Below are 22,319 nucleotides of genomic sequence, written 5' to 3'. Positions count from 1 at the left end.
GCGCCGGGGCACAAGGAATTCCTCAAGAACATGGTCACCGGCGCGGCCCAGGCCGATGCCGCCATCCTGGTGGTGGATGCCGCGCAAGGGCTGGCCGAGCAGACCCGCCGCCATGCCTATCTGCTGCATCTGCTCGGCATCCGCCAGGTTGCTGTCGCCGTCAACAAGATCGACCTGATCGACCATGATCCGGTGAAGTTCCAGGCCGTGGCTGATGCCGTGCGCAACTATCTGGCCGATATCGGCATCGAGGTGCAGGCCATCGTGCCGCTGTCGGCGCGCCAGGGCGACAACATCGCCAGCCGCAGCCTCAACACCGCCTGGTACCAGGGCCCGACCCTGATCGGCGCGCTGGATGCCTTTGCCCCGCGCGCCCATCCGGTGGAACAGCCGCTGCGCCTGCCGGTGCAGGATCTGTATCGCCTGGATGACCGCCGCGTGATTGTCGGCCGTGTCGAAAGCGGTCGCATCAAGGTGGGCGAGCGTATCCGCTTTGCGCCGGGCGGCCGCGAGGCGACCGTGGCGACGCTGGAAGCCTGGAGCGGTTCTGCTGCCGGCCATGCGCCGCGCCATGAAGCCGTTGCCGGCGAAAGCGTGGCGTTTACGCTGGATGAGGATGTGTTTGTCGAGCGTGGCGCGCTGGCCAGCACGCCGGACCAGCGCCCCAAGGAAGCCACCCGCATCACCGCGCGGCTGTTCTGGCTGGATCGTGAAACCCTGAAGCGGGGCGACAGGCTGACGCTCAAGCTCGGCACTGCCGAGCGCGAGGTCGAGGTCGAGGCCATCACCGAAGTGCTGGATGTCGAAAGCCTGGGCACCACCGATGCCACCCAGATCGAACGCAATGGCGTGGCGCGAGTGATCCTGCGCAGCCGCAAGCCGCTGGCGCTCGATCTCTATGAAAACCATGCCCGCACCGGGCGCGGCGTGCTGATCCGCGGACCGCAGATCGCCGGCGGCCTGGTGATCGAAGCCGCCGATCAGGCGCGCATCGCCGCCAATGATATCGTTGCCGTCGATTCCAGTGTCACTGCCGCTGAACGCGCGGCACAGAACGGCCATCGCGGCGGCGTGCTCTGGCTCACCGGCCTGTCCGGCGCCGGCAAGTCGACCCTGGCGATGGCCGTGCAGCGCACGCTGTTTGCGCGCGGCCAGCAGGTTGCCGTGCTGGATGGCGACAACCTGCGCCATGGCCTGAACCGCGATCTGGGGTTCAGCGATGCCGACCGTGCGGAGAATATCCGCCGGCTGGCCGAAGTAGCCCGGGTGATGGCCGACAACGGCATGATCGTGCTGGTCTCGGCGATTTCGCCGCTGCGCCAGCAGCGCAGCCTGGCACGCGAGATCATCGGCGCCGGCTTCCATGAAATACACGTCCATGCCGATCTTGCGGTTTGCGAATCGCGCGACCCCAAGGGCTTGTATAAGCGGGCACGGGCCGGAGAGATTGCCCAGTTTACCGGCATCTCGTCGCCTTATGAGGCGCCGACCGAAGCCGCCGTGACCATCGATACGGCCAGCATGCCCCTGTCGGCAGCAACGCAGAGTCTGGTAGACTACGCATCGCAGAGTTTTGCGGCGTAACGTTTCTCCGGTGCAGGCGTTACCGCAACCAGGAGGCGGCGTTTGGATTTCGATCTGGTCTTGTTTGTCGGTGTCGGCTTCGCGGCGCAATTGATTGATGGCGCCATCGGCATGGGCTATGGCGTGATCGCCAGCAGCGTGCTGATCGCAACCGGCATGCCGCCGGCGGTGGCCAGCGCAGCCGTGCATGTCACCAAGATCCCGACCGGCATCGCATCTGGCCTCTCGCACTGGAAATTCGGCAATATCGACTGGCCGGTTTGCCGTCGCCTGATCCTGCCCGGCATTGCCGGCGGCATCATCGGCGCCAGTGTCATCGCCCTGCTGCCGATCCATGTCATTCGTCCCCTGGCCGCCCTGTATCTCGGCCTGATGGGTATCGTGGTGATCCTGCGCGCGCTGCGCTGGCGCCAGGATCTTGCTATTGATACCGCACCGAAAGGCCGGCCCGGTATTGTCGGTTTCCTGGGCGGCCTGTTTGATTCCTTCGGTGGCGGTTGGGGCCCCATCGTCACCTCCAGCCTGCTGCTGCAAGGCCGCGAACCCCGGCGGGTGGTAGGCTCGACCAATGCGGCCGAGCCGGTGGTGGCTGCGGTGCAGGCGGCGGTGTTTTCCTTCTGGCTCGGCGCCGCGACGCTCACCACCATCGGCAGCACGGCGCTGGCCATTATGGTCGGTGCCCTGCTGGCTGCGCCGATCGCGGCTTTCCTGGTCAACAAGCTGCCAGGTCGCCTGATTGCCGGCGCAGTCGGCATCATTCTGATCGGGCTGAATATCCCCGCCGTGGTGTCACTGATCGGCCGGCTGCTGTAACACGCGCCGCGATCAGGCGCGCACTTCCACGTAGTTGACCACCTTGCGCACGCCCTCGCCGTCCCTGGCGCGGGCCAGCGCCTTGTCCATCTCGTCCTTCGACCGCGCCCGGCCCAGCAGATAGATCGTGCCAAAGGCATCGGCACAGAGGCGGAAATTCACATCGGCCACGCCGCGCGTGCCGATCAGCCGCGCCTTGCCCTTGCTTTCCAGCACGGTGACATCGGCCCAGTTCATCAGTTCGGCCTTGCGCTTCTCCTGGTCGGCGGCCGACAGGTAAACCGCATGCCAGTATAGCTTCTTCATGCCGGCGATGCTGCGCACGCCCTTCTCGAACAGGTCGTAATCGGCCTTGTTGTCGAACAGGCCGGTGATCAGCAGGCGCTGTTCGTAGATCTCGGTGGAGGCCTTGATCGACTTCACATCGGCCATCACCTTGTTGACCTTGAGGACAATCTCGTTGTCCTTGGCGATGTCGCCGGCCTTGCGCGCCTCGATGGCGCGGTCGATCAGGGTTTTTGGCGCGGTCAGCAGATCGGTGAACTGCGCCCGGGCAGGTGTGGCGAGCAGAGGCACCAGCGCGGCACCACCGCACAGGCCCTTCAGAATAGCGCGGCGATGCATGCGTCCTCCTTTTAGGCCGGACTTACATCCTGGGTGCGGCGCGCCACTGGTAGCGGCCGCTGCGGAAGCCGGCGAAATACTTCTTGATATCGGGATGGTTCACCGGGCCGGCCTCGGCATCGGGCAGCAGATTCTGCTCCGACACATAGGCGACATAGGCGCTCTGCGCATTCTCGGCCAGCAGATGGTAGAAGGGCTGGTCCTTGCGCGGGCGCAGATCGGCCGGGATCGACTCCCACCATTCCTCGGTGTTGTTGAAGACCGGATCGACGTCGAAAATCACGCCACGAAACGGAAACAGGCGATGGCGTACAACATCACCGATCGAAAACTTGGCGTCGCGACTCTCGGGCATTCTGCTCCTCACCACATGGCCCGCCATACCGACCGGGCCATATCTCACCACTGCAGCCGCCGCCTCAATAGGTGGCGCGGCCACCGCTCAGATCGAACACCGCCCCGGTGGTGAAGGAATTCTCCGGCGATACCAGCCAGGCCACCATGGCAGCGATCTCGTCCACCGCCACAAACCGGGCGCGGGGAATCTTCGACAGCATATAGTCGATATGGGTCTGCGTCATCTGGTCGAAGATGGCGGTTTTGGCCGCCGCCGGGGTGATGCAGTTGACCGCGATATCCATGCCGGCCAGTTCCTTGCCCAGCGATTTGGTCAGGGCGATCACGCCGGCCTTGGCGGCGCTGTAGGCGCTGGCATTGGGATTGCCCTCTTTTCCGGCAATCGAGGCGACATTGACGATGCGGCCGTAGCCCTTCGCCTTCATCAGCGGCACCACGGCACGGCAGCAATGGAACACGCCGGTGAGATCGATATCGATCACCTGTTGCCAGGCGTCCAGGGGGTAGGCATCAACGGGCGCATTCGGCCCGGCGATGCCGGCATTGTTGACCAGCAGGTCGATGCCACCGAGCTGGGCGGCCGTCTGCTTCGCTGCCGCCTCGATGCTGGCCCAGGATGTGACATCGGCATTCACCGCGATCACCTTGCCCAGGGCCGAGAGTTCGGCAGCGACGCGACCGGCCAGCGCGGTATCGCGATCCCAGATCGCCACCGCCGCGCCCGAGCGCAGAAACCGTTCGGTCACGGCGCGGCCAATGCCCTGTGCGCCACCGGTGACGACGCCGTTTTTGCCCTTGAGATCGATCTGGTTCATATCCGTTTCCACTCCCGTTTTTTGACAGGCTAGCAGATGCCGCCCCGGTATTAACAGGGCCACACGTTTTTAGATATCTGGGCATTCCGCTGCGGCCGGCTTAGTCTGGCGACATGGGAGGGGCGATGTCGCATACGCCCGGCACAATCAACGACCGCACCTGGCCAGCGGTGCTGCCGCTGGCGCTGGCGGATTTCATCGCCTACTGGCGCGCCCTGCCGTCGGCTGCCGGTGGCGTGCCGCCCAAAGCTGCGGTCGATCCGCTGCAGATTCCGCATCACCTGCTGCCCCATATCGGCCTGGTCGAGGCCCAGCCCGCTGGCGACCTGGCCGCCGGCGCCAAACTCAACCTGCGCTTCCGCCTGCTCGGCACCGGCCATCGCCGCGCCACCGGCCGCGACTACAGCGGCCGCCGCTTCGACGACCTGTATACACCCGAACAGGTTCTGGCCTTCGAGCAGGAATACCGCGCCATCCTGCTGGGCGGCCAGCCCAGCTTCGCCCGGCGCTCGTCGCTGAAGCAGAATCGCGAATTCATTATCTTCCAGCGCGTTCTTGCTCCCCTGCTTGATGAATGCGGCCAGCCGCGCCATGTGATCGGCTACTGGCACTGGGAGAATCTGGAATCGTGATGCAAGACCCCGTAACGCAAGCCCCTGTAACACAAGACAGCGTGCTGGACTTCTGGTTCGACCGCCAGCCTGATATGCCGCTGGCGCATCGCAAGGCCTGGTTCGAGAAGGACGCCGCCTTCGACGAGGCGATTCGCCAGCACTTCGCTGCCGCGGTGGAATCGGCGCTGGCCGAAGGCTATGCCGACTGGACGGAAACGGCGGAAGGCGCCCTGGCGCTGCTGATCCTGCTCGACCAGTTCCCGCGCAACCTGTTCCGCGACCAGGCCAAGGCCTTTGCTGGCGATGCGCGCGCGCTCAGTGTGGCGCGGCAGGCGGTGGATCGCGGTTTCGATATCGCGCTGCCGCCGGTGATGCGGATGTTCTTCTACTTGCCGTTTGAACATAGCGAGCAGATGCATGACCAGGATCTGGCGCATCTGCTGTTCTCGGCGCTGGACAAGGTGATGCCGGGCCTCGATCTGGCCGGCTGGGCCGACAAGCATCGCGCGATCATCGCCCGCTTCGGCCGCTTCCCCCATCGCAACGCGGCGCTGGGGCGCGAGAGTTCACCGGAAGAAATCGAATTCCTTAAGCAGCCCGGCTCTTCGTTCTGACCGGCGCCTCGGCTGTCACTTCCGCTGGTGGCGGCATCATCTGGCTGGGCGGCGGCTCGGAGGGCACGCGCATCAGCCGCAGCTTCGGCGGTTCGACCAGATCGAGCGCGGCGACGAAACGGGCAAACAGCTTGGCACTGCCGGTGAAGCTGACATCACCATTGCTGCGCGCCTTCTGCAGGCTGGCAAGGCCGATCGCCACGCGGGTGAGCGTATCGAGATCGGCATCGATCACCACATCGGGCTCAAAACCCATATCGGTGTAGCAGAGGTCGATCTCGGCATCGCGCTTGATCAGCCACCACATGCGCAGCTTGTGGTCGCGCTTGGGTACATTGCGGAAATTGAACTGCAGCACCGCCCTGGCCGGCAGCTCGGTGCGGCCGAGCAGGAAGCCGCGCAGCGACCACATCAGGTAACTGACATTGCGCTCGCGCTCGTTCAGATACGGCAGGCGCCATTCGCTGCCCCATTCGGCCAGCTGGTTGATCAGCGGCCGCAGCGCATTGCCGCTTTCGGTCAGGCGATAGACATGGCCCTTGCCCACCGGCACGCGCTGGATCAGGCCGGCGAATTCCATCTCTTTCAGCCGGCGGGCCAACAGGCTGCGCGACATCAGCGGCACCCCGTTCTGGATGTCGCCAAACCGCTCGCTGCCTTTCATCAGTTCACTGAGTATTAAGGGGGTCCAGCGGCCGGCCACAACCTCGGCAGCCTTCGCCACGGGGCAGAAGATTCCATAACTGGTATCCATGCGGCGATGAATATCCCGGGTGGTGGCGACCCGCCAAGTTCTATTTTAGCACTATCTCCGCCAGGCCCGAGCCCGCATAACCCGCCTCCGCGTTTCGCCGATGAAGCAAACCCAGGGACGGAGACCCTCATCATGACCGTACAGACCACCATCAAGACCCCCGGCAGCATGACGCTGGCCGAGCGGGTGCAGAGCCTGGCGCCGCAGATTGCCGGCCAGGCCGCCGCCAACGATGCCGCCGACCGGTTCTCGCCCGAGACCTTCGCGTTGCTGAAGGCCAACCGCATCTTTTCCGCCGGCATCCCCACCGAGCTGAATGGCGGCGGCGCCAGCTATCGCGAGCTGACCGAGATGCTGCGCAGCCTGGCCCGCCAGTGCAGCGGCACGGCGCTGGCGCTGGCCATGCACACCCATCCGCTGGCCGCCATGGTGCGGCGCTGGCGCAGCGATCCGGCCGCCGTTGAGAAGCCGCTGGGCAAGATCGCGGCCGAGGAACTGATGCTGCTGTCCACCGGCGGCAACGACTGGCTCGATGGTTCGGGTGTCGCGAAGAAAACCGAGGGCGGTTACCTGTTTTCGGCACGCAAGCGGTTTGTCAGCGGCGCCGAAGCCGGCAACCTGCTGATGACCATGGCGATCTGCGACACTGAAGTGCTGCATGCCGCCGTGCCGATGAACAGCAAGGGCATCAGCATCGAGCAGACCTGGCGCACGCTGGGCATGCGCGCCAGCGGCTCGCAGGATGTGCGGCTGGAGGATGTGTTCGTGCCGGACGCCTCGATCGCCCTGCGCCGCCCGGCGGGTGTGTGGCATCCCTTCTTCCATCTGGTGACACTGGTGGCCTTCCCGCTGATCTACAGTGTCTATCGCGGCGTGGCCGAACAGCTGCGCGACGAGGTGCTGAAGATCGCCGCCCGCCGCCGCAATGACATGGATGCCCAGCTGCAGGTGGGCGCCATGGAAACCGTCCTGGCCGCCGCCATCGCCGCCCATGAGCAGATGGTGAGCCTGGGTGAATCGGCGGCGCCGGGCGAGCAGACCTCGGCCACCATCATGACGCTGAAGCGTGCGATGACGGAAAGCCTGCTCGCCATGGCGGGCCTGGCCATGGATGCGGCCGGCGGCAGCGCCTTCTATCGCGACAATGGCATCGAGCGGCTGTTCCGCGACCTGCAGGCGGCGCGCTATCACCCGTTCACCCAGCTGCCGCAGCAGCGGCTGGCCGGGCGGCTAGCGCTGGGCCTGACCGCAGACGGCAAGGCGGCGTAAAATCCGCGCAGGCAGGTCAGCCGGGGCGTTTGGCCCTGGCGACCTGCTTGTGGCGATAGCATTCCACCAGATGGTCGTTGACCATGCCCACCGCCTGCATGAAGGCATAGACGATGGTGGGGCCGACGAAGGTGAAGCCGCGCTTGCGCAGGTCTTTCGACAGCGCCTGGCTGACCGCGGTTTCCGCCGGCACCTGCTTCAGCGATGACCAGCCGTTCTTCAGCGGCTTGCCATCGACATACTTCCACAGATAGCCGGAGAAGCCGCCCTTCTCGGTTTCCATGATCTCCAGCCAGCCGCGCGCATTCGCCACGGTGCCGTGAATCTTGGCCTTGTTGCGGATGATGCCCTCGTTCTGCATCAGCGCATCCAGCTTCTTCGGCGTGTAGCGCACGATCTTCTGCGGCTCGAACCCGTCGAAGGCTTTGCGGAAATTGTCGCGCTTGCGCAGGATGGTGATCCAGCTGAGCCCCGCCTGGAAACCATCGAGGATCAGCTTTTCGAACAGCGCGCGGTCATCCCATTCGGGCACGCCCCATTCGGTATCGTGGTAGTTCACATACAGCGGATCGACACCGCACCAGCCGCAGCGGCAGCGGCCGTCGTCATGGGTGATGGGAGCTTTCGACATATCGCTTCAGGTCTTTGCCTCGGGAATCGGACCCGCATAGTCGGGCCGTGCGGCCTGCAGCGCAATCCCTGCCACATCCAGTTCTTGCGCTGTCGCATCCAGCCGCAGCAGCGCGAGGCCAATGCTGCCAGAACTTGACCGCAGTTGCCCGACCTCCTGGCCGTTCGCCGTGATCGGCGTGCCGGGCGGCGGCAAGGGCTGCGTGGCCTGCACGCGGCAGAGCTGCTTTTTTACCAGGCCGCGATACTTGGTGCGCGCGGTCAGCTCCTGGCCGATATAGCAGCCCTTCTTGAAGTCGACGCCATGCAGCGCCTCGAAATGGTTTTCCAGCAGCAGGCCCTTGTCGATCTCGATATCGCGCACGCCATCGGGCACCCCGAGCGCAATGCGATGCGCGTGATAGACGGCCGGATCGGCGGGCGGCAGCGGCGGGTCAGCCTGATCGGGCAGCCACAGCCGCCAGCCCATCGCCGGCAGGCGCGGATCGGCGAACTGAATCCCGACCGCGGATGGCGCGGCGCCACCGAACAGCGCATAGCAGCGCACGCCATCCACCGGCGCGATCGTCACCTTGGCCCGCAGGCGATACAGCGTCAGGCGGCGCTGCAGGTCAGGCAGCCGCTCGGCGGCGACATCGAGCAGCAGGCCAGATGTGTTCGGATCGGGCGTGACGAAAAAATCGTGCAGGAACTTGCCCTGCGGCGACAGCAGCGCGGCATAGGCGGCCTGACCGCGCTCAAGTCCGGTCACGCTGTTGGAGACCAGCGCATCGAGGAAGCCGGCGGCCTCGTCCCCGCCGAGGGACAGCAAGGCCCGGTCAGGCAGGGCAGCGCAGGTCAGATCGGCCATGAATCCTCCGGTTTTGGCCCTTCTGAGGTATGGGAGGGCCGGCGACTTGGCAAGGGCGGACACCCCCCCTATAACCAGCCAAACATTCAAGATTGAGCCATGCGCATCCTTTTCATCACTGCCAACCGGCTGGGCGACGCGGTACTTTCCACCGGCCTGATCGATGCCCTGCACGCGCAGTTCCCCAAGGCCCGCTTCACCGTGGCCTGCGGACCGGCAGCGGCCGGCCTGTTCCAGGATCTGCCCAATCTCGACCGCATCATCGTCATGCACAAGAAGCCCTGGGCCGGGCATTGGTGGGAGCTGTGGAAGAAACTCGCGCTGACGCGTTTCTGGCTGATCATCGACCTGCGCGGTTCGGGCATCGGCCAGTTCCTGCTGGCACGTCGCCGCCGCAGTTTCAGCGGCTCCGGCTCGCGCATGCACAAGGTCATCGTGCTGTCGAATTTCCTCAAGCTGAAAACCACCGCGGCACCGCGGCTGTGGATCGGCCCCGATGCGAAGAAGGCTGCGAAGAAGCTCTGGCCCGATGACGGCCGCCCGGTGCTGGCCCTGGGCCCGACAGCAAACTGGGGCGGCAAGATGTGGCCCGGCGAACGCTTCGCCGACCTGGCGCAACGCCTGACGGCGACCGATGGCATCCTACCCGGCGCACGCATTGCCGTGTTCGGCGGCCCCGGCGAGGAAGCGCTGGCCCAGGCCACGCTCGCCGGCCTGCCGGCCGAACGCACGCTGGATTTCGTCGGCAAGCTCGACCTGCTCACCATCGCCGCAGCGATGCAGCGCAGCAGCCTGTATATCGGCAATGACAGCGGCCTGATGCATCTGGCCGCTGCCAGCGGTGTGCCGACGCTCGGCCTGTTCGGTCCGAGCCGCGAGGAGGTCTATGGCCCCTGGGGCGAGAAGACCGGCGCGGTGCGTACCGACCTCAGTTTTGACGAGATCATCCGCCAGCCCGGCTACGACTATCGCAGCCAGGACAGCCATATGCTCAGCTTGAGCGTCGACAAGGCGCAGCGCGCCGCCGAACATCTGTGGAAGCATTCGCAGGACGAGTGAGCCATGACCGCTCCCAAACTTTCCGCCCTGGTTGTGGCGCATAACGAAGCCGGCCAGATCGCCGACTGCCTGGAGCGCCTGCGCTTTGCCGACGAGATCGTGGTGGTGCTGGATCGCTGCACCGACAATACCCGCGCGATTGCCGCCGGCTTCACCGACAAGCTGATCGAGGGCGCCTGGCCGCTGGAGGGCGAGCGCCGCAACACCGGCATTGCCGCCTGCAGCGGCGACTGGATTCTGGAAGTGGATGCCGACGAACGCGTGCCGGCCGAAATGGCGACCGAGATCCGTGACGTGATCGCGACGGCCAAATTCGGGCATATCCTGGTGCCGTTCGACAATTACGTCGGCGCGCGCCTGGTGCGCTATGGCTGGGGCGGATACTTCGGCGTGATGATGGCACCGCGTCTCTGCGCCAAGGGCGCCAAGCATTGGGGCGCGCAGCGCGTTCATCCGGCCCTGGAGCTGAAGGGCGAGCAGCGCTTTCTCAAGAGCCGCATGATTCATTATGTCGACAAGAACATTTCCGACATGATTCACCGGCTGGACCGCTACACCACCGCGAATGCCGCCGATCTGCGGGCGCGGCGCGCCGCTGGTCAAGATATCGGCAGCTACCCGCACAACATCCGCCGCATCTTCAGCCGCTTCTACAAATGCTATGTCGGGCGCAAGGGCTATCGCGAGGGCCGCTACGGCTTCCTGATCGCGCTGATGGCCGGCCTGTATCCGATCCTCAGCTACCTGAAGGCGGATCTCGAAAGCGGCGAGTGATCACCGCTTGATGTAAATCCCCTGGCCGGTCGGGCTTTCGAAGATCACTTCACCGCGGGCGCGGAAAAACGCCATCTCGGCATCGTGGCTGTCGCGGTAGCGCTGGAAGCCGAAATCGTCGAACACAATCATGCCGCCGGGCACCAGCCGCGCGTGGATGATCTCCAGTGCCGCCAGCTCGGGCCCCGCCACATTCAGGTCGAGCTGCGCGAAGGCGACCCTGTCGGGCAGGCCCTGTGCGAAGCTCTCGGGCACCGCGCCCTTGATGACGCGGAAATTGCCGAACGGCGCGAAGGTGGCGCTCACCCGGTCAAACAGTTCAGGCCCATGGCCGGACTTGCGCGCCTCGTCGGGCGGATTCTCGAACAGGTCGTAGAGGAACCAGGTCTTGCCGGATGCCGCGCTGCGGAAATCACAGTAGCGCTCCATGATCTCGACGGTGCGGCCGTCATAGCAGCCGACATCCATGAAATCGCCCGGCAGGCCGAGGCAGCTTTTCGCCGCCCAGCAGAGCGTGTAGATGCGCCAGATGCGCGCGCGCAGGGTCTGGTCGGTGCCATAGCTGCCGACCGCGCGGATGAAATCCTCCTGCTGCAGGAAGCCGGCATTGCGGAACCACACCAGCATGTCGTCCACCGCCACCGCGCCGCTGCCCGGCCGGTTGGCCTGCAGGATTTCGGCGGCAGCCTGGATATGACCGCCGAACTTTTGCCGCGCCTCGGCGGCATCAAACGGTGGCCGGTTGTATTCCTTGTTGATGAAGGCGAACATCGGCTTCACATAGCCGCCGGGTTTTGACTCCGCTGCGGCTGCTTCCGTCTTCGGCGCCGGTGCTGCCGCCGCCAGTTCGGCCTGCAGGATCGGCGCGAACAGGTTGGCGCCGGACTTGCGCCAGACCTGCAGCCAGGGAATCTGGAACTGTGCCGCCGACGCGACACTGCCCTTGGACGGGCCTTTCAGGTGCAGCACGTATTTGCGCTTGAGCTGGAACTTGGAATACTGCTCGGAATCGCGGATGAAGAAATTGAAGTCGTCGCAATTCAGATAGCGCACCAGGGCGCCATCGATCACCCGGCGGTCGAGATCGCTTAAATGCCCGGTGGCGATGGCCGCCCCGTTCAGCGACAGCTGGCCGCCACGCCAGCGCCGGATATCGCCATAAACCTCTTTCACCCGCGCATCGGCGCACAGCGCCTCGTAGGTGCCGAGATAGCGGCGGAAGAAGGTCTGCGCCCCATCTCCCGGCCGTTTAGCTGCAAAGATCACGCCCTCGTTCAGCGGCATCAGGCCGGGGCTGGCGCGATAGGTGACGGCCACATCGAAGCCGAGGTCGAACACCTTTTCCAGCGGCGCATTGGCAAAGGCGTCGCTGTCGAGGAAGGCGGTATGCCCGGTGAAGGCCGCAGAGGCGAGATAGGCATTCATCGCCACCACGCGCTCATACATCAGCCAGCCGGGGTTGAGCGGCAGCCGCACCACCGTCACATCCGCCGGCACGAAGGCGGTATCGTCGCTCTCGCCGGTAACGTACAGGATGCGGCAATCCGGGTTGAACCCGCGCGCCATGGCGAAGGTGTGCTGCAGCACGCCGGTATAGTCGATCCTGCCCTGGTCGGCCTGGATATCGACATAGTCGATATGGCGATGTTCCTCGGGCAGCTTGAGATGATAGATCAGCACGGTGAGCGGCGCCGGCGCCAGCCCGGCCACGGCGGCATCGAAGACTGGCGCCAGAGCGGCGATGCGGGTCTCGATCTCTGGCGCCAATGCCGTGGTCGCCAGGCCTGCGGCATGGGCGACAAAGGCTTCCATGTCGCCGAGGTGCTTTTTCTCCGCTTCCGTTTTCTCGGTCACAGCGGCCGCTCCACGCTGTCAACCCATTTGGCCAGCACGATGGTGGCCCAGATCGCATTGATGCCGTTGCCGGCGGCGCGGAACAGGCGATCCAGCGCGCCGGGCCGCGCGCTGAAGAAGCGCGTCTCGCTGAGCCGCCGATGGGCCAGCCGCAGTTCCTGCTCCAGCCGCGGCTGGTTGTTGAAAAACACGCTGGGCGGCATGCCGAAGCCTTTTTTCGGCGCCTGCACATGCGGCGCCGGCAGATAGCGCGCCAGCAGATGGCGCAAGGCCAGCTTCTGCATCTTGCCGTTCCAGCACAGGCCCAGGCCGGCGCGTGCCGCCAGGCCCAGCATCCGCGGGCTCAGGAATGGCGTGCGCACCTCCAGCGCATGCTGCATGCTCATGCGATCGACTTTCGCCAGCACCGCACCGGGCAGGTAGGTGCGGAAATCGAGCTGGCGCAGGCTGTGCAGCGCCGGGCGGCCCAGATGCATGAAGACCGATGCATAGCGGTCGTAGAAATCCAGCACCGCCTCATAGCCCTGCGGCAGCGCCTCGCGCACCGCATCGGCGGCAAACACCGGCAGGCCGCGTTCGATATAGGTCTGCACCATCGCCGGCGCGCGGCCGGAGCGGTCGCGGTCATAGGCCACGGCAAAAGCCGGGTAGCGTGAATAACCGCCGAACAGCTCGTCGCCGGCATCGCCCGAGATCGCCACGGTGACATGCTGGCGGGTGAACTCGGCCAGCAGATAGGTCGGCACGCAGCTGCGGTCGCCATTGGGCTCGTCCAGCAATTTTCCGATATCGCCGCAGATGCGGTCGAAATCGGCAGCGCCAAAGATATGCTCGCGATGCTCGGTACCAAGCCGCGTGGCGATGTCGCGTGCAGCAATGTGCTCGGAGCCCGGATCGCCCTCGAAGCCGATGGTGAAGGTCTTCACTGTCTTGCCGAGCTTTTTCGCCAGCAGGGCGCAGGCCAGTGCGGAATCGACGCCGCTGGAGAGGAACGCACCCAGCGGCACATCGGCATTCAGCCGGTCGGTCAGCGCTTCCGACAGCGCCTCCTCCAGTGTGTCGACATACTTCCCCAGCTTGTCGGGGCCCACTTCATGGGCCTGGTCGATCTCGAAACTGTAATAGCGGTTGAGGCTCTGCCGGCCGTCGCGCGTCACCTGCAGCACGCAGCCGGGTTCGAGTTTTTTCACCGGCGCCAGAATGGTGTCGGGGTCGGGCACATAGCGCAGCGTGAAATACAGCGCCAGCGCCGGTTCCGACAGCGTCACCGGCAGGTCCTCGACCTCCAGCAGCGCCCGCAGCTCGGAGGCAAAGGCGAGGAAGCCCTCGCCGGCAGCATAATACAGCGGTTTCTCGCCGGCGCGGTCGCGTGCCAGCGTGGTGATGCCGGTTTCGCGGTCGAAGATGGCGAGCGCGAACATGCCATCCACCACGGTGAAGAAATCGACACCATCGACGGCGAAACCGGCCAGGATCACCTCGGTGTCGGTGCCGGTGCGGAACTGATGCCCGAGCTTTTCCAGCTGCTGGCGCAGGTTGCGGTAATTGTAGATCTCGCCGTTGAAGCTGATGACATAGCGGCCATCGGCACTGTGCATCGGCTGGTGCCCGGCGGCCGAGAGATCGAGCACGCTGAGCCGCGTATGCCCCAGATGGCACAGATTGTCCGGATCGGCCCACTGGCCGCGGTCATCCGGGCCGCGATGGGCGATGCGGCGATTCATGCGGGCAATCGTCGCCTGGATGGCCTCCGGCGCACGGGCGGGATTGAAATTCAGATAGCCGGCAATGCCGCACATGGACGGGGTGGATTCCTGACAGACTGCAACAGGCTACCCTACCCGCCGCCGTCTTGACGAAAGGTGAAAATCCGCCGCTTTCCGCAGCCGGCTCCCTGCCGTCAGGCCGCCTTAGTGCAGGTCGTAGCTCGCCGCCGCCGCCCGGATTTCCGCCGGGCTGACCACCCGCGCCGAAACCACGCGCACGCTGTGCAGCTTGCCGTCCAGGCTGGCCTCCCAGAAATCGAGAAACCGCTTCAGGCCGGGAAAGCGCGGCGCCAGATCGTAATCCTGCCACATATAGGTCTGCAGCAGTTTTGGGTGATCGGGCATGTGGTAGAGGATTTCCGCCGTGGTCAGGCGGTGCGTCAGCAGCTTTTGCAGCCACGCGGTGTGATCGATTTTTTTATGGTCTGGGGACAAATCGGACATCTCGCCTCCTGCTTGCGCGGGAGCCGGCACCCGACGTCCTGACACCGACTCGGGAGCCGGCATACCAACAGTCAAAGCCTGTCCGAAGTGTCGGATCTGTTGCAATAAGATTGTGTAAACGTGACGCCGATTGGCACTCGCAACGGCGTGCTGCTAATCGGCGGCCCGGTGTGCCGCCCGATGCACAGTCAGACCAAGTATCGCCAAAGTCAGTCTGAAATATGCCGGCGCTCGCCGTGGGCTGCCGCAAGAAGAAGGATCGCACCGATCAGCAGGATCGGGAGAGTGCCGAATGCTGCAGACACGTCTTGCGCACCAAGCAGCAGATAAAGCAGGAAGGCAATGCCCAACGCACCGGTGAACAGACCGGCATAGGCACTGATCCTGAATAGCCTGCGCCATCTACCGCCGACCATGCGTCACTCCTATCGGTTTTTCCCAACTGCGCTCACGGTAGATATGGCCGATGCGGGCGCCACGATGATTGACGGTCTCCAACCCGACGCCATCCTTATGATTTTAAAAAATCCTGTGACCTGGAAATCCTATGACTGAAAAAACGGTCTGAAAAAAAACGCGGACTCAGGCGGCGTGGCGGCTGCCCCGCACAGGCATGGTGGCGACAGGGGCGGCGACGGGCGGGAGATGGAAACCGCGGAGCGTGCTCATGGTCTCGCCTTCGGGTTCGGCGATGCCGTCAATGACCAGCCCGTTGTCGCGCTGGAAGCGCCGCAGCGCATAGTCGTCGCGATTGCCCCAGTCGCCGCCCCAGCCATCCTCGGGCCCGGCGGCATCGAGATAGCCTTCGCGGTGCAGCAGGGTCTGCAGCTTGAACACATCGGAGCGGCGGTTGGTGCGGCCGACGCCCACACTGCCCGACAGTTCGAACAGGCGCTCATCCGGGCGGCCCATATCAACAGAAGGTGTCGCGAGAAGGTCGGGCATCAGGCAGCTCCCTGTCTAGAACATATAGTGAATATACCGCCTCGCGCCCCTTGTCGCAAGAATATTTTCGCCTTATGTTCTCATTTCAGCCAGAGCGAGCCCATTCAAGGACTTAACCGGCGCGCGAGGCAGAATAAGCCGCGCACAAGCCGGGATAAGGGGCGAATAAGCAGAAATAAGAGTCGGATCAGACGGAATCAGGGTCAGGCAGGCCCGGCGAACCGCAATCTCACCGGCCGGTGCATGCCTTGACTTCAATACCCGCCCCTCTTCTCCTACGCCGACAAGACCAAGAGCTTTCGGGAGAGATTCAGATGACCGCCTGCATCGTCGGCTGGAACCACAGCAAATTCGGCAAACTGGACGGCAAGGATGCCGAAGACCTGATCGTGGAGGTGGCCGTCGGCGCCATCCGCGATGCCGGGATCGAGCCCAAGGATGTCGATGCGATCTATCTCGGCCATTTCAACGGCGGGCTGATCGACCAGGATTTCACCGCCTCGCTGGTGCTGCAGGCCAGCCCCGACCTGCGCTTCAAGCCGGCGACACGGGTCGAGAATGCCTGCTCCACCGGCACGGCAGCGATCTACCAGGGCCTGAATGCGATTGCGGCGAAGAAGGCGCGCTTCGTGCTCTGCGTCGGTGTTGAGAAGATGACCTCCGCCTCGACCGAGATGGTCGGCAATATCCTGGTCAAGGCGAGCTACAAGAAGACGGAGGTCTTCAACGAAGGTGGTTTCGCCGGCGTGTTCGATGCCATCCAGAAGCAGTATTTCCAGCGCTATGGCGACCAGTCGGATGCCACCGCGATGATCGCCGCCAAGAACCACAAGAATGGCAGCAAAAATCCGCTGGCGCATATGCAGAAGGATTTCGGCTACGACTTCTGCAAGACCGTATCCGACAAGAACCCGCTGGTGGTGGGCGGCATGCGCCGCACCGACTGCTCGATGGTGTCGGACGGCGCCGCAGCCCTGGTGCTGACCGATGTGCAGACCGCGCTGGGCATGAAGAAGGCGATCGCCTTCCGCGCCGCGAAGCATGTGCAGGATTTCCTGCCGATGGCCAAGCGCGACGTGATCGCCTTCGAGGGTCCGACCAAGGCCTGGGCCGATGCGCTGGGCGAAGCCGGCCTGAGCGTGTGGGATCTGTCATTTGCCGAAAGCCATGACTGCTTCACCATCGCCGAACTGATCGAATACGAGGCCATGGGCCTCACCGCGCCGGGCCAGGGCGCACGCGCGATCATGGAAGGCTGGACCCAGGCCGACGGCAAGCTGCCGGTCAATCCCTCGGGCGGTCTGAAATCGAAAGGCCATCCGATCGGCGCCACCGGCGTATCGATGCATGTGATGGCGGCGATGCAGTTGAGCGGCACGGCCGGCGACATCCAGGTGAAGAACGCCAAGCTCGGCGGCGTGTTCAACATGGGCGGCGTGGCGGTCGCCAACTACGTCTCGATCCTCGAGCCGCTGCGCTGAGGCTCTGGATACAGATACGTCATCCCCGGGCCTGACCCGGGGATCTCTCTCAATTCTGCCTGAGATGGCCGGCCAGGGAAGCGCTTCTTGGGCCCGGCCATGACGGCTTTGTAAAGGTAAGAAGAGAATGTCCGATACCTTCCGTGCCGTCGTGATCGAAGAGGTCGACGGCAAGCCGAAAGCCGGTTTCAAGCAGCTGACCAAGAAAGACCTGCCGCAGAATGACGTGCTGGTCGAGGTCGCCTATTCGACGCTGAACTACAAGGACGGTTTGGCGCTCACCGGCGGACGCATCGCGCGCAAGCTGCCGATGGTGGCCGGCATCGACCTGGCCGGCACGGTGGTGGTTTCGGGCAATGCCGATTTCAAGCCGGGCGACAAGGTGATCGTCAACGGCTACGGCCTGTCGGAAACCCAGTGGGGCGCCTACAGCCGCTTTGCCAGCGTGAAAAGCGAGTGGCTGGTGCGACTGCCCGATGCCTTCTCGATGCAGGAGGCGATGGCCATCGGCACCGCCGGCTATACGGCGATGCTCTGCTTCATGGCGCTGGAAGATGCCGGGCTGCACAAGGACGATGGCGAGGTGCTGGTGACCGGTGCTGCCGGCGGTGTCGGCTCGGTCGCCGTCGCCCTGCTGGCGAAGAAGGGCTACACGGTGGTGGCCGCCACCGGCCGACCGGAGACCCATGACTACCTGACCGCGTTGGGCGCCAGCAGTTTCATCGCCCGCGAGGACCTGGCACAGAAGGGCGCGCCGATGGCCAAGGAACGCTGGGCGGCGGCCATCGACTCCGTCGGCGGCCAGACGCTGGCCACCGTGCTGAGCCAGACCAAATACGGCGGCTTCGTTGCCGCCTGCGGCCTTGCCGGCGGCACCGATCTGCCGGCCAGCGTGTTTCCCTTCATCCTGCGCAATGTCAGCCTGCTCGGTGTCGATTCGGTGATGGCGCCGATGCACAAGCGCAAGCGCGCCTGGTGGCAGCTGGCCCAGGATCTGCCGAAGGACAAGCTCAGCCAGATGACCGAGCTGCATCCGCTGTCAGAGATTTTCGCGCTGGCGCCGAAGATCCTGGCCGGCCAGATTCGCGGCCGCGTCGTCATCGACATCGCGACGTAGGCCACGCGCCTTCCCCAAATCGTGATGGCCGGGCCCAGATCTTCCTGGCCGGCCATCCACGTCTTTCGTTCAACGCGCTTTGAACCAGCTCAAATGGCTGATTGAAAAAAGAACAAAAAAAGTATATAAAGAAGGAACATTGTCTCAATTATATATTTTATCGAACAGAATAAAAACATTACAATGTAACGGACAGGCCGGCGCTCTCGAAGAAATCGAGGTTACCCCTGAGATGATTGAGGCTGGGGTGGCGACTTTGGAGCGCTTTTCCGGGTCTTACGACCAGCACTCCCTGGTTGAAGCGGTTTATACCGCCATGCAGATTTGTGCAGTAGCACCCGTGATCCCCGGTTATCTTCGCCCAGCGAAAAGTACAGCAGCGAGAAAATGATTTTGGCTAGGTCGCTATTCATCCGGCGCAGGTCGCCAACCGATATGGTCGTTGTGCGGACGCGCTCCGGTATGTGAGCTGAAAAGCCATTGGATACCGTGATTTTGCGACCCTTGACCTGACCTTGATGATGAAGAATGTCGTTTCGGAAACTGTTGATTAGGGCAAGCTGGCGGAAAACATGATCAACTTCAGAAATTCTCTTTTGAGGCCACTCTTCTGCTTCACTTAGTCTGCGTATTAGGCTCATGGCCGTATCTATTTTGACGCCCGACAAAACTGCCCGTGCGGTGTGCGGCTGCATCTCCGTGAGACGCCACAGAGCATCCTTGATGTTGACTTCAGCCAGCGAGAACAGCCAGACAAACTCTCCAAGTAGCTGCCAGAAGGTTTGCATCTTTTTTGTATGAAGGCGCCGTGCGCGCTTCTTCGTTGTAGGATCCGAACGCATGACTAAATCCCCCGATGATGCAAAGCGAGACGAGGTACTGAAGAAGATGCTTCAGACGCCGCCAAAGAAACGAGCGCCTGCTACGGACAATAAGCCCGCAGCAGAGCGCCCGCCGACTGTTAAACCCAAGAAGGTTTCAACGGACGGCAATCAGGACCCGGCTACGCTTTGATATTTTGCCGTAGCCAAGTAATGCCATCTTCTTTGGTGCGAAGGCCTGCCCAGTCAGAGCCCGCTTTCAACTCGATAACAGCCAAACTGTCATCACTATCCACCTGCGCCTTGAGCCAATCGCGCACCTGACTAGCGGTGTTGTTCAAGCTAATAAGCCAGAAGCTTTCGAGAAGCCGCACACCGCTGTGACCGGTGAGGGCGGTGATGATGCCCTCGTAATCTCGGCTCTTGTGGAGGTCGTAACTAACAACGAAGAAAGCCATGGGAGGTATCCTTTCTGTGACGTAGAAAGGAGCGGCTTGACCCGAGAGTCCAACAGTGCAAGGGTTGCAACGTTGATTCACGTCAACACTCGGTCCGCACCGCTCCAAAGGTTGCGCGGATCATGCGATGGGGTGGGTTGCCGCCCACCCCTCGCACTACTCAAGATTTCAAGCTTGAGGTGCCCGCCCGAGTCGGGTCAATACCCAAATCATCTTTTACGAGTGCCACGACTTAGCAGGTCTACCGCTAGCGCATGATAGATTGCGCGTCGCACCGTAGCCGGATCAATCGGCTTAGGCGCTGTGAGTCCGCCGATAGGTCAGGCGCTTGCCTTCCGCGCCCTTGTGCGAGAGTACCGCGCGGGCGTCATCGTCAACGGAACGGCCGTTGTAGCGGAAATCGAATTCCGCAAGCTAGCGGTGCAGGTGCTTCTCTTGACAATGCTGGTAGACGCCACGCATGCCGCGCTTGAAGATCGAGAAGAAGCCCTCGACGGTGTTAGTGTGGACTTCGCCACGAGCGTATTCCTTGGCGCTGTGAACCACGGTTGAATGCTCAGCAAAATCTTTGCCCGGCGCGATATAGAGGCGGCTTTCGTCGGTGAACAGCTTGGACTCGCGGGCAATGTTGCTGAAATGCTGCGCGGAAATACCTACGATGGCGAAGACGGCAAGCCCGACGAGCGTGAAAGCAATGCCGAAGCCAGGATCCGGGAAAAGACCAAAGGCGAGGAATTCGTGATGGTCGAGAAACGGCATCCTGACAGAAGTGAGGAGCAGTTCCGCCACAATGTGCGCGATGTCTGCCGCGCGGCGGCCGAACGTATCCGCGTAAAATGGGACAAGAAGGGCGAATTCGCAAAGCAGGCCCCGGATAGGCCGGCAAAGTATAAAGGGCCTGATAATGCCCGCCGTGCTGAGCGCCGCCATGAATTGCGGGACAAACAATGAGTGTCAGACCAATAAAATCACCGGTTGTCACGCCAATCCCGCAGCCGGATTTCACGCCGCAGGAAGGGCGACCATGGTTCAGGTCGCGCAATCTCTGCTTCACAATGCAGGACTGGCAGGCCTTTGGTGACGCGCTGCGTATCGCCTGCCCTTATGCACGCTTCAAGCGGCGCGAAAGTTATGAGATGCGCATAGCGGATGAACCGCCGCAGATCGTCTTGCATCAACATATCCGCGATGCCGTGCAGGACGCGAATCAAGGTCGCGAATCCCCCAAAGCGGGGATGTATCTCGATCCGACCTGGCGCCTGGAGTATGAGCGCGGAAACCAGGGCCATTGGACCTGGAAGAATTCCTGTTCAGAGCCCAAGGCTTATATGGACTGCAATACGTATATGTATAAGGGCCCCGGTGGCGTTCCCGACTACATCGTCTCGGGCGAACTGGTCCTCTCGCTGCAGCCGGGCAACACCGGTCACGTCGGTTTCGCACGCGCCTTCTTTTCATTGTTCGGGAAATTTGCCAGCAACCGCCATCAATGCAGTGTCAGTTTTCCCGAATACCGGCTTTACCGCGAAAAGGAATTGAATGACCTCTGGCTCGGTCACCACGCCATCCGCTGGCTGCTGGACGATCCCCACCGCATGGTCGATTACATAGCTTACGGTGACGTAGGCACGCCACCACCACTCCTTCCCGATGGCACCGCGAAAGGAAGCGGCTATCGCCCTATCGAAAGCGTATGGCGCGCCAAGCTGGGTCTGTAAATAAGCAAGAAAGAGGGGCTGAGCTTTCCTCTTGCAGCCTGGCCCGCTTTGGCTATGATCTCCGGAATTGTAATGCTGCCTTACAAATTGGCGGCAACAAACGTTTCCGTGGGAGGAAACATGATCCAGCAGGGCGAAACCCGGCCGGCCTTCCTGCCGCTCGATCTGGCGGTGCCGCGCATCCGGCGGCACGACAGCGGCGATGGCGGCTTCATCCTCGAATCCGCAGAGGTGCTCGGCCCCCATGCCGATCATCTGGGCCAGTTGCTGCAGCAGCAGGCCGAGCGCCAGCCACAGACCGTGTTCCTCGCCGAGAAGGTCCCCACCGGCGGCTGGCGCAAGGTGAGCTACGGCGATGCCTGGGATGCCGCGCGCAGCGTCGCGCAGGCGCTGCTCGATCGCGGGCTGGACCAGTCTACACCGATCGTCATTCTGTCGGGCAACAGCATCGATCATGCTTTGCTGATGCTGGGCGGCTTCGTTGCCGGCGTGCCGGTCACGCCGATTTCAGCAGCCTATTCGCTGATGAGCGGCGACTTCGCCAAGGTGCATCACATCCTCGGCCTGGTGAAACCCCGCCTGATTTTCGCCCAAGGAAACGGAGCACCGGGGGACGGGCCGTTTGCGAAGGTGCTGGCCACATTGCCCGCCGGCATCGAGACGCTCACCGACCTTGGCGCCCTGCGCGCCACGACACCCACCGCCGCGGTCGATGCGCGCTTCGCTGCCATCCGGCCAGACTGGGTGGCGAAGTATCTCTTCACCTCCGGCTCGACCGGACTGCCGAAAGGCGTGATCAACACCCATCGCATGCTGAGCAGCAACCAGCAGGCCATCGCGCAGATCTGGCCCTTCCTGCAGCAGACACCGCCGGTGCTGCTCGACTGGCTGCCGTGGAACCACACCTTCGGCGGCAACCACAATTTCAACATGGTGCTGCGCCAGGGCGGCACGCTGC

At 63.4% G+C, this 22,319-nt stretch carries 24 protein-coding genes and 1 pseudogene; 11 read left to right on the top strand and 14 right to left on the bottom strand.

All coding sequences use genetic code 11. The features are described from left to right. The coding region (gene cysC / locus AAG821_RS21220) for an adenylyl-sulfate kinase (RefSeq protein ID WP_341915812.1) at window positions 1-1,584 on the top strand (1,584 nt) is incomplete at its 5' end. Window positions 1,585-1,626: 42 nt separating this feature from the next. Then, window positions 1,627-2,397 carry a sulfite exporter TauE/SafE family protein gene (locus AAG821_RS21215; protein WP_341915810.1) on the top strand — a complete coding sequence of 257 codons (771 nt, stop codon included), beginning with the start codon at window positions 1,627-1,629 and terminating at the stop codon, window positions 2,395-2,397. Between the two features lie 12 nt (window positions 2,398-2,409). On the opposite strand, the gene AAG821_RS21210 is transcribed toward AAG821_RS21215, so the two are convergent. The 3 genes from AAG821_RS21210 to AAG821_RS21200 form a co-directional block, all read right to left on the bottom strand. Then, complete coding sequence (locus tag AAG821_RS21210; RefSeq protein ID WP_341915809.1) at window positions 2,410-3,021, bottom strand: BON domain-containing protein; 612 nt, start codon at window positions 3,019-3,021, stop codon at window positions 2,410-2,412. Window positions 3,022-3,043: 22 nt separating this feature from the next. Continuing rightward, on the bottom strand, window positions 3,044-3,376 hold the full coding sequence (gene hspQ, locus AAG821_RS21205; RefSeq protein WP_341896440.1) for a heat shock protein HspQ: 333 nt from the start codon (window positions 3,374-3,376) through the stop codon (window positions 3,044-3,046). Window positions 3,377-3,440: 64 nt separating this feature from the next. Further along, window positions 3,441-4,193: an SDR family NAD(P)-dependent oxidoreductase gene (locus tag AAG821_RS21200; RefSeq protein ID WP_341915808.1), complete on the bottom strand. Its 753-nt coding sequence runs from the start codon at window positions 4,191-4,193 to the stop codon at window positions 3,441-3,443. Window positions 4,194-4,318: 125 nt separating this feature from the next. On the opposite strand from AAG821_RS21200, the gene AAG821_RS21195 reads away from it, so the two are divergent. Together AAG821_RS21195 and AAG821_RS21190 are read left to right on the top strand one after the other, a co-directional pair. Next, a complete protein-coding gene (locus tag AAG821_RS21195) occupies window positions 4,319-4,825 on the top strand; it encodes a PAS domain-containing protein (protein WP_341915806.1) in 507 nt (168 codons plus the stop codon). After that, window positions 4,825-5,421: a DUF924 family protein gene (locus AAG821_RS21190; protein WP_341915805.1), complete on the top strand. Its 597-nt coding sequence runs from the start codon at window positions 4,825-4,827 to the stop codon at window positions 5,419-5,421. The genes AAG821_RS21195 and AAG821_RS21190 overlap by 1 nt, the downstream gene beginning before the upstream one ends. On the opposite strand, the gene AAG821_RS21185 is transcribed toward AAG821_RS21190, so the two are convergent. Then, complete coding sequence (locus tag AAG821_RS21185; protein WP_341915804.1) at window positions 5,396-6,175, bottom strand: helix-turn-helix domain-containing protein; 780 nt, start codon at window positions 6,173-6,175, stop codon at window positions 5,396-5,398. The genes AAG821_RS21190 and AAG821_RS21185 overlap by 26 nt on opposite strands. A 132-nt stretch (window positions 6,176-6,307) precedes the next feature. Here AAG821_RS21185 and AAG821_RS21180 point away from each other — a divergent pair, with 132 nt between their 5' ends. Next, the gene (locus AAG821_RS21180; RefSeq protein WP_341915803.1) at window positions 6,308-7,444 is read left to right on the top strand and encodes an acyl-CoA dehydrogenase family protein; all 1,137 of its coding nucleotides are present in this window, start codon (window positions 6,308-6,310) and stop codon (window positions 7,442-7,444) included. 16 nt (window positions 7,445-7,460) lie between these two features. Here the strand turns inward: AAG821_RS21180 and AAG821_RS21175 are convergent, their stop codons facing one another. Together AAG821_RS21175 and AAG821_RS21170 are read right to left on the bottom strand one after the other, a co-directional pair. Beyond that, a complete protein-coding gene (locus AAG821_RS21175) occupies window positions 7,461-8,075 on the bottom strand; it encodes a DNA-3-methyladenine glycosylase I (protein ID WP_341915801.1) in 615 nt (204 codons plus the stop codon). 6 nt (window positions 8,076-8,081) lie between these two features. Beyond that, window positions 8,082-8,924, bottom strand: a complete 843-nt coding sequence (locus AAG821_RS21170; RefSeq protein ID WP_341915800.1) for a folate-binding protein — start codon at window positions 8,922-8,924, stop codon at window positions 8,082-8,084. A gap of 99 nt (window positions 8,925-9,023) precedes the next feature. Between AAG821_RS21170 and AAG821_RS21165 the strand changes: the two genes are divergently transcribed. Both AAG821_RS21165 and AAG821_RS21160 read left to right on the top strand, forming a co-directional pair. Continuing rightward, a complete protein-coding gene (locus AAG821_RS21165; protein WP_341915798.1) occupies window positions 9,024-9,983 on the top strand; it encodes a glycosyltransferase family 9 protein in 960 nt (319 codons plus the stop codon). A 3-nt stretch (window positions 9,984-9,986) separates the two neighbouring features. Continuing rightward, window positions 9,987-10,757 (top strand): glycosyltransferase family 2 protein, encoded by a 771-nt coding sequence (locus AAG821_RS21160; protein WP_341915797.1) that lies wholly within the window; start codon window positions 9,987-9,989, stop codon window positions 10,755-10,757. Here AAG821_RS21160 and AAG821_RS21155 read toward each other — a convergent pair whose 3' ends face one another. From AAG821_RS21155 to AAG821_RS21135, 5 genes are all read right to left on the bottom strand, one after another. Continuing rightward, window positions 10,758-12,611, bottom strand: coding sequence for a hypothetical protein (locus AAG821_RS21155; RefSeq protein ID WP_341915796.1), 1,854 nt, complete (start codon window positions 12,609-12,611; stop codon window positions 10,758-10,760). Further along, the gene (gene asnB, locus AAG821_RS21150; RefSeq protein WP_341915794.1) at window positions 12,608-14,410 is read right to left on the bottom strand and encodes an asparagine synthase (glutamine-hydrolyzing); all 1,803 of its coding nucleotides are present in this window, start codon (window positions 14,408-14,410) and stop codon (window positions 12,608-12,610) included. Before asnB ends, AAG821_RS21155 begins: the two co-directional genes overlap by 4 nt. A 111-nt stretch (window positions 14,411-14,521) precedes the next feature. Continuing rightward, window positions 14,522-14,821, bottom strand: coding sequence for a Usg family protein (locus AAG821_RS21145; protein ID WP_341915793.1), 300 nt, complete (start codon window positions 14,819-14,821; stop codon window positions 14,522-14,524). 209 nt (window positions 14,822-15,030) lie between these two features. Beyond that, on the bottom strand, window positions 15,031-15,237 hold the full coding sequence (locus tag AAG821_RS21140) for a hypothetical protein (protein ID WP_341915792.1): 207 nt from the start codon (window positions 15,235-15,237) through the stop codon (window positions 15,031-15,033). A gap of 166 nt (window positions 15,238-15,403) precedes the next feature. Beyond that, window positions 15,404-15,766, bottom strand: a complete 363-nt coding sequence (locus AAG821_RS21135) for a peptidoglycan-binding domain-containing protein (RefSeq protein WP_341915790.1) — start codon at window positions 15,764-15,766, stop codon at window positions 15,404-15,406. A 314-nt stretch (window positions 15,767-16,080) separates the two neighbouring features. Between AAG821_RS21135 and AAG821_RS21130 the strand changes: the two genes are divergently transcribed. After that, complete coding sequence (locus AAG821_RS21130; protein WP_341915788.1) at window positions 16,081-17,247, top strand: acetyl-CoA acetyltransferase; 1,167 nt, start codon at window positions 16,081-16,083, stop codon at window positions 17,245-17,247. Window positions 17,248-17,374: 127 nt separating this feature from the next. Then, window positions 17,375-18,364: an MDR family oxidoreductase gene (locus AAG821_RS21125; RefSeq protein WP_341915787.1), complete on the top strand. Its 990-nt coding sequence runs from the start codon at window positions 17,375-17,377 to the stop codon at window positions 18,362-18,364. Window positions 18,365-18,585: 221 nt separating this feature from the next. Here AAG821_RS21125 and AAG821_RS21120 read toward each other — a convergent pair whose 3' ends face one another. The 3 genes and pseudogenes from AAG821_RS21120 to AAG821_RS21110 form a co-directional block, all read right to left on the bottom strand. After that, window positions 18,586-19,206: a hypothetical protein gene (locus AAG821_RS21120; protein WP_341915786.1), complete on the bottom strand. Its 621-nt coding sequence runs from the start codon at window positions 19,204-19,206 to the stop codon at window positions 18,586-18,588. Window positions 19,207-19,367: 161 nt separating this feature from the next. Then, window positions 19,368-19,643, bottom strand: coding sequence for a hypothetical protein (locus tag AAG821_RS21115; protein ID WP_341915784.1), 276 nt, complete (start codon window positions 19,641-19,643; stop codon window positions 19,368-19,370). Between the two features lie 294 nt (window positions 19,644-19,937). After that, window positions 19,938-20,276: pseudogene (locus tag AAG821_RS21110) on the bottom strand (IS1595 family transposase); the annotation flags it as partial. A gap of 314 nt (window positions 20,277-20,590) precedes the next feature. Between AAG821_RS21110 and AAG821_RS21105 the strand changes: the two are divergent. Continuing rightward, window positions 20,591-21,361 (top strand): hypothetical protein, encoded by a 771-nt coding sequence (locus tag AAG821_RS21105; RefSeq protein WP_341915783.1) that lies wholly within the window; start codon window positions 20,591-20,593, stop codon window positions 21,359-21,361. A gap of 120 nt (window positions 21,362-21,481) precedes the next feature. Continuing rightward, the coding region (locus AAG821_RS21100; RefSeq protein ID WP_341916441.1) for an AMP-binding protein at window positions 21,482-22,319 on the top strand (838 nt) is incomplete at its 3' end.

Source organism: Ferrovibrio terrae (genome assembly GCF_943372915.1).
In the GTDB taxonomy this organism is placed as follows: Bacteria; Pseudomonadota; Alphaproteobacteria; order Ferrovibrionales; family Ferrovibrionaceae; genus Ferrovibrio; species Ferrovibrio terrae_A.
This window is presented reverse-complemented; position numbering and strand designations above follow the sequence as displayed.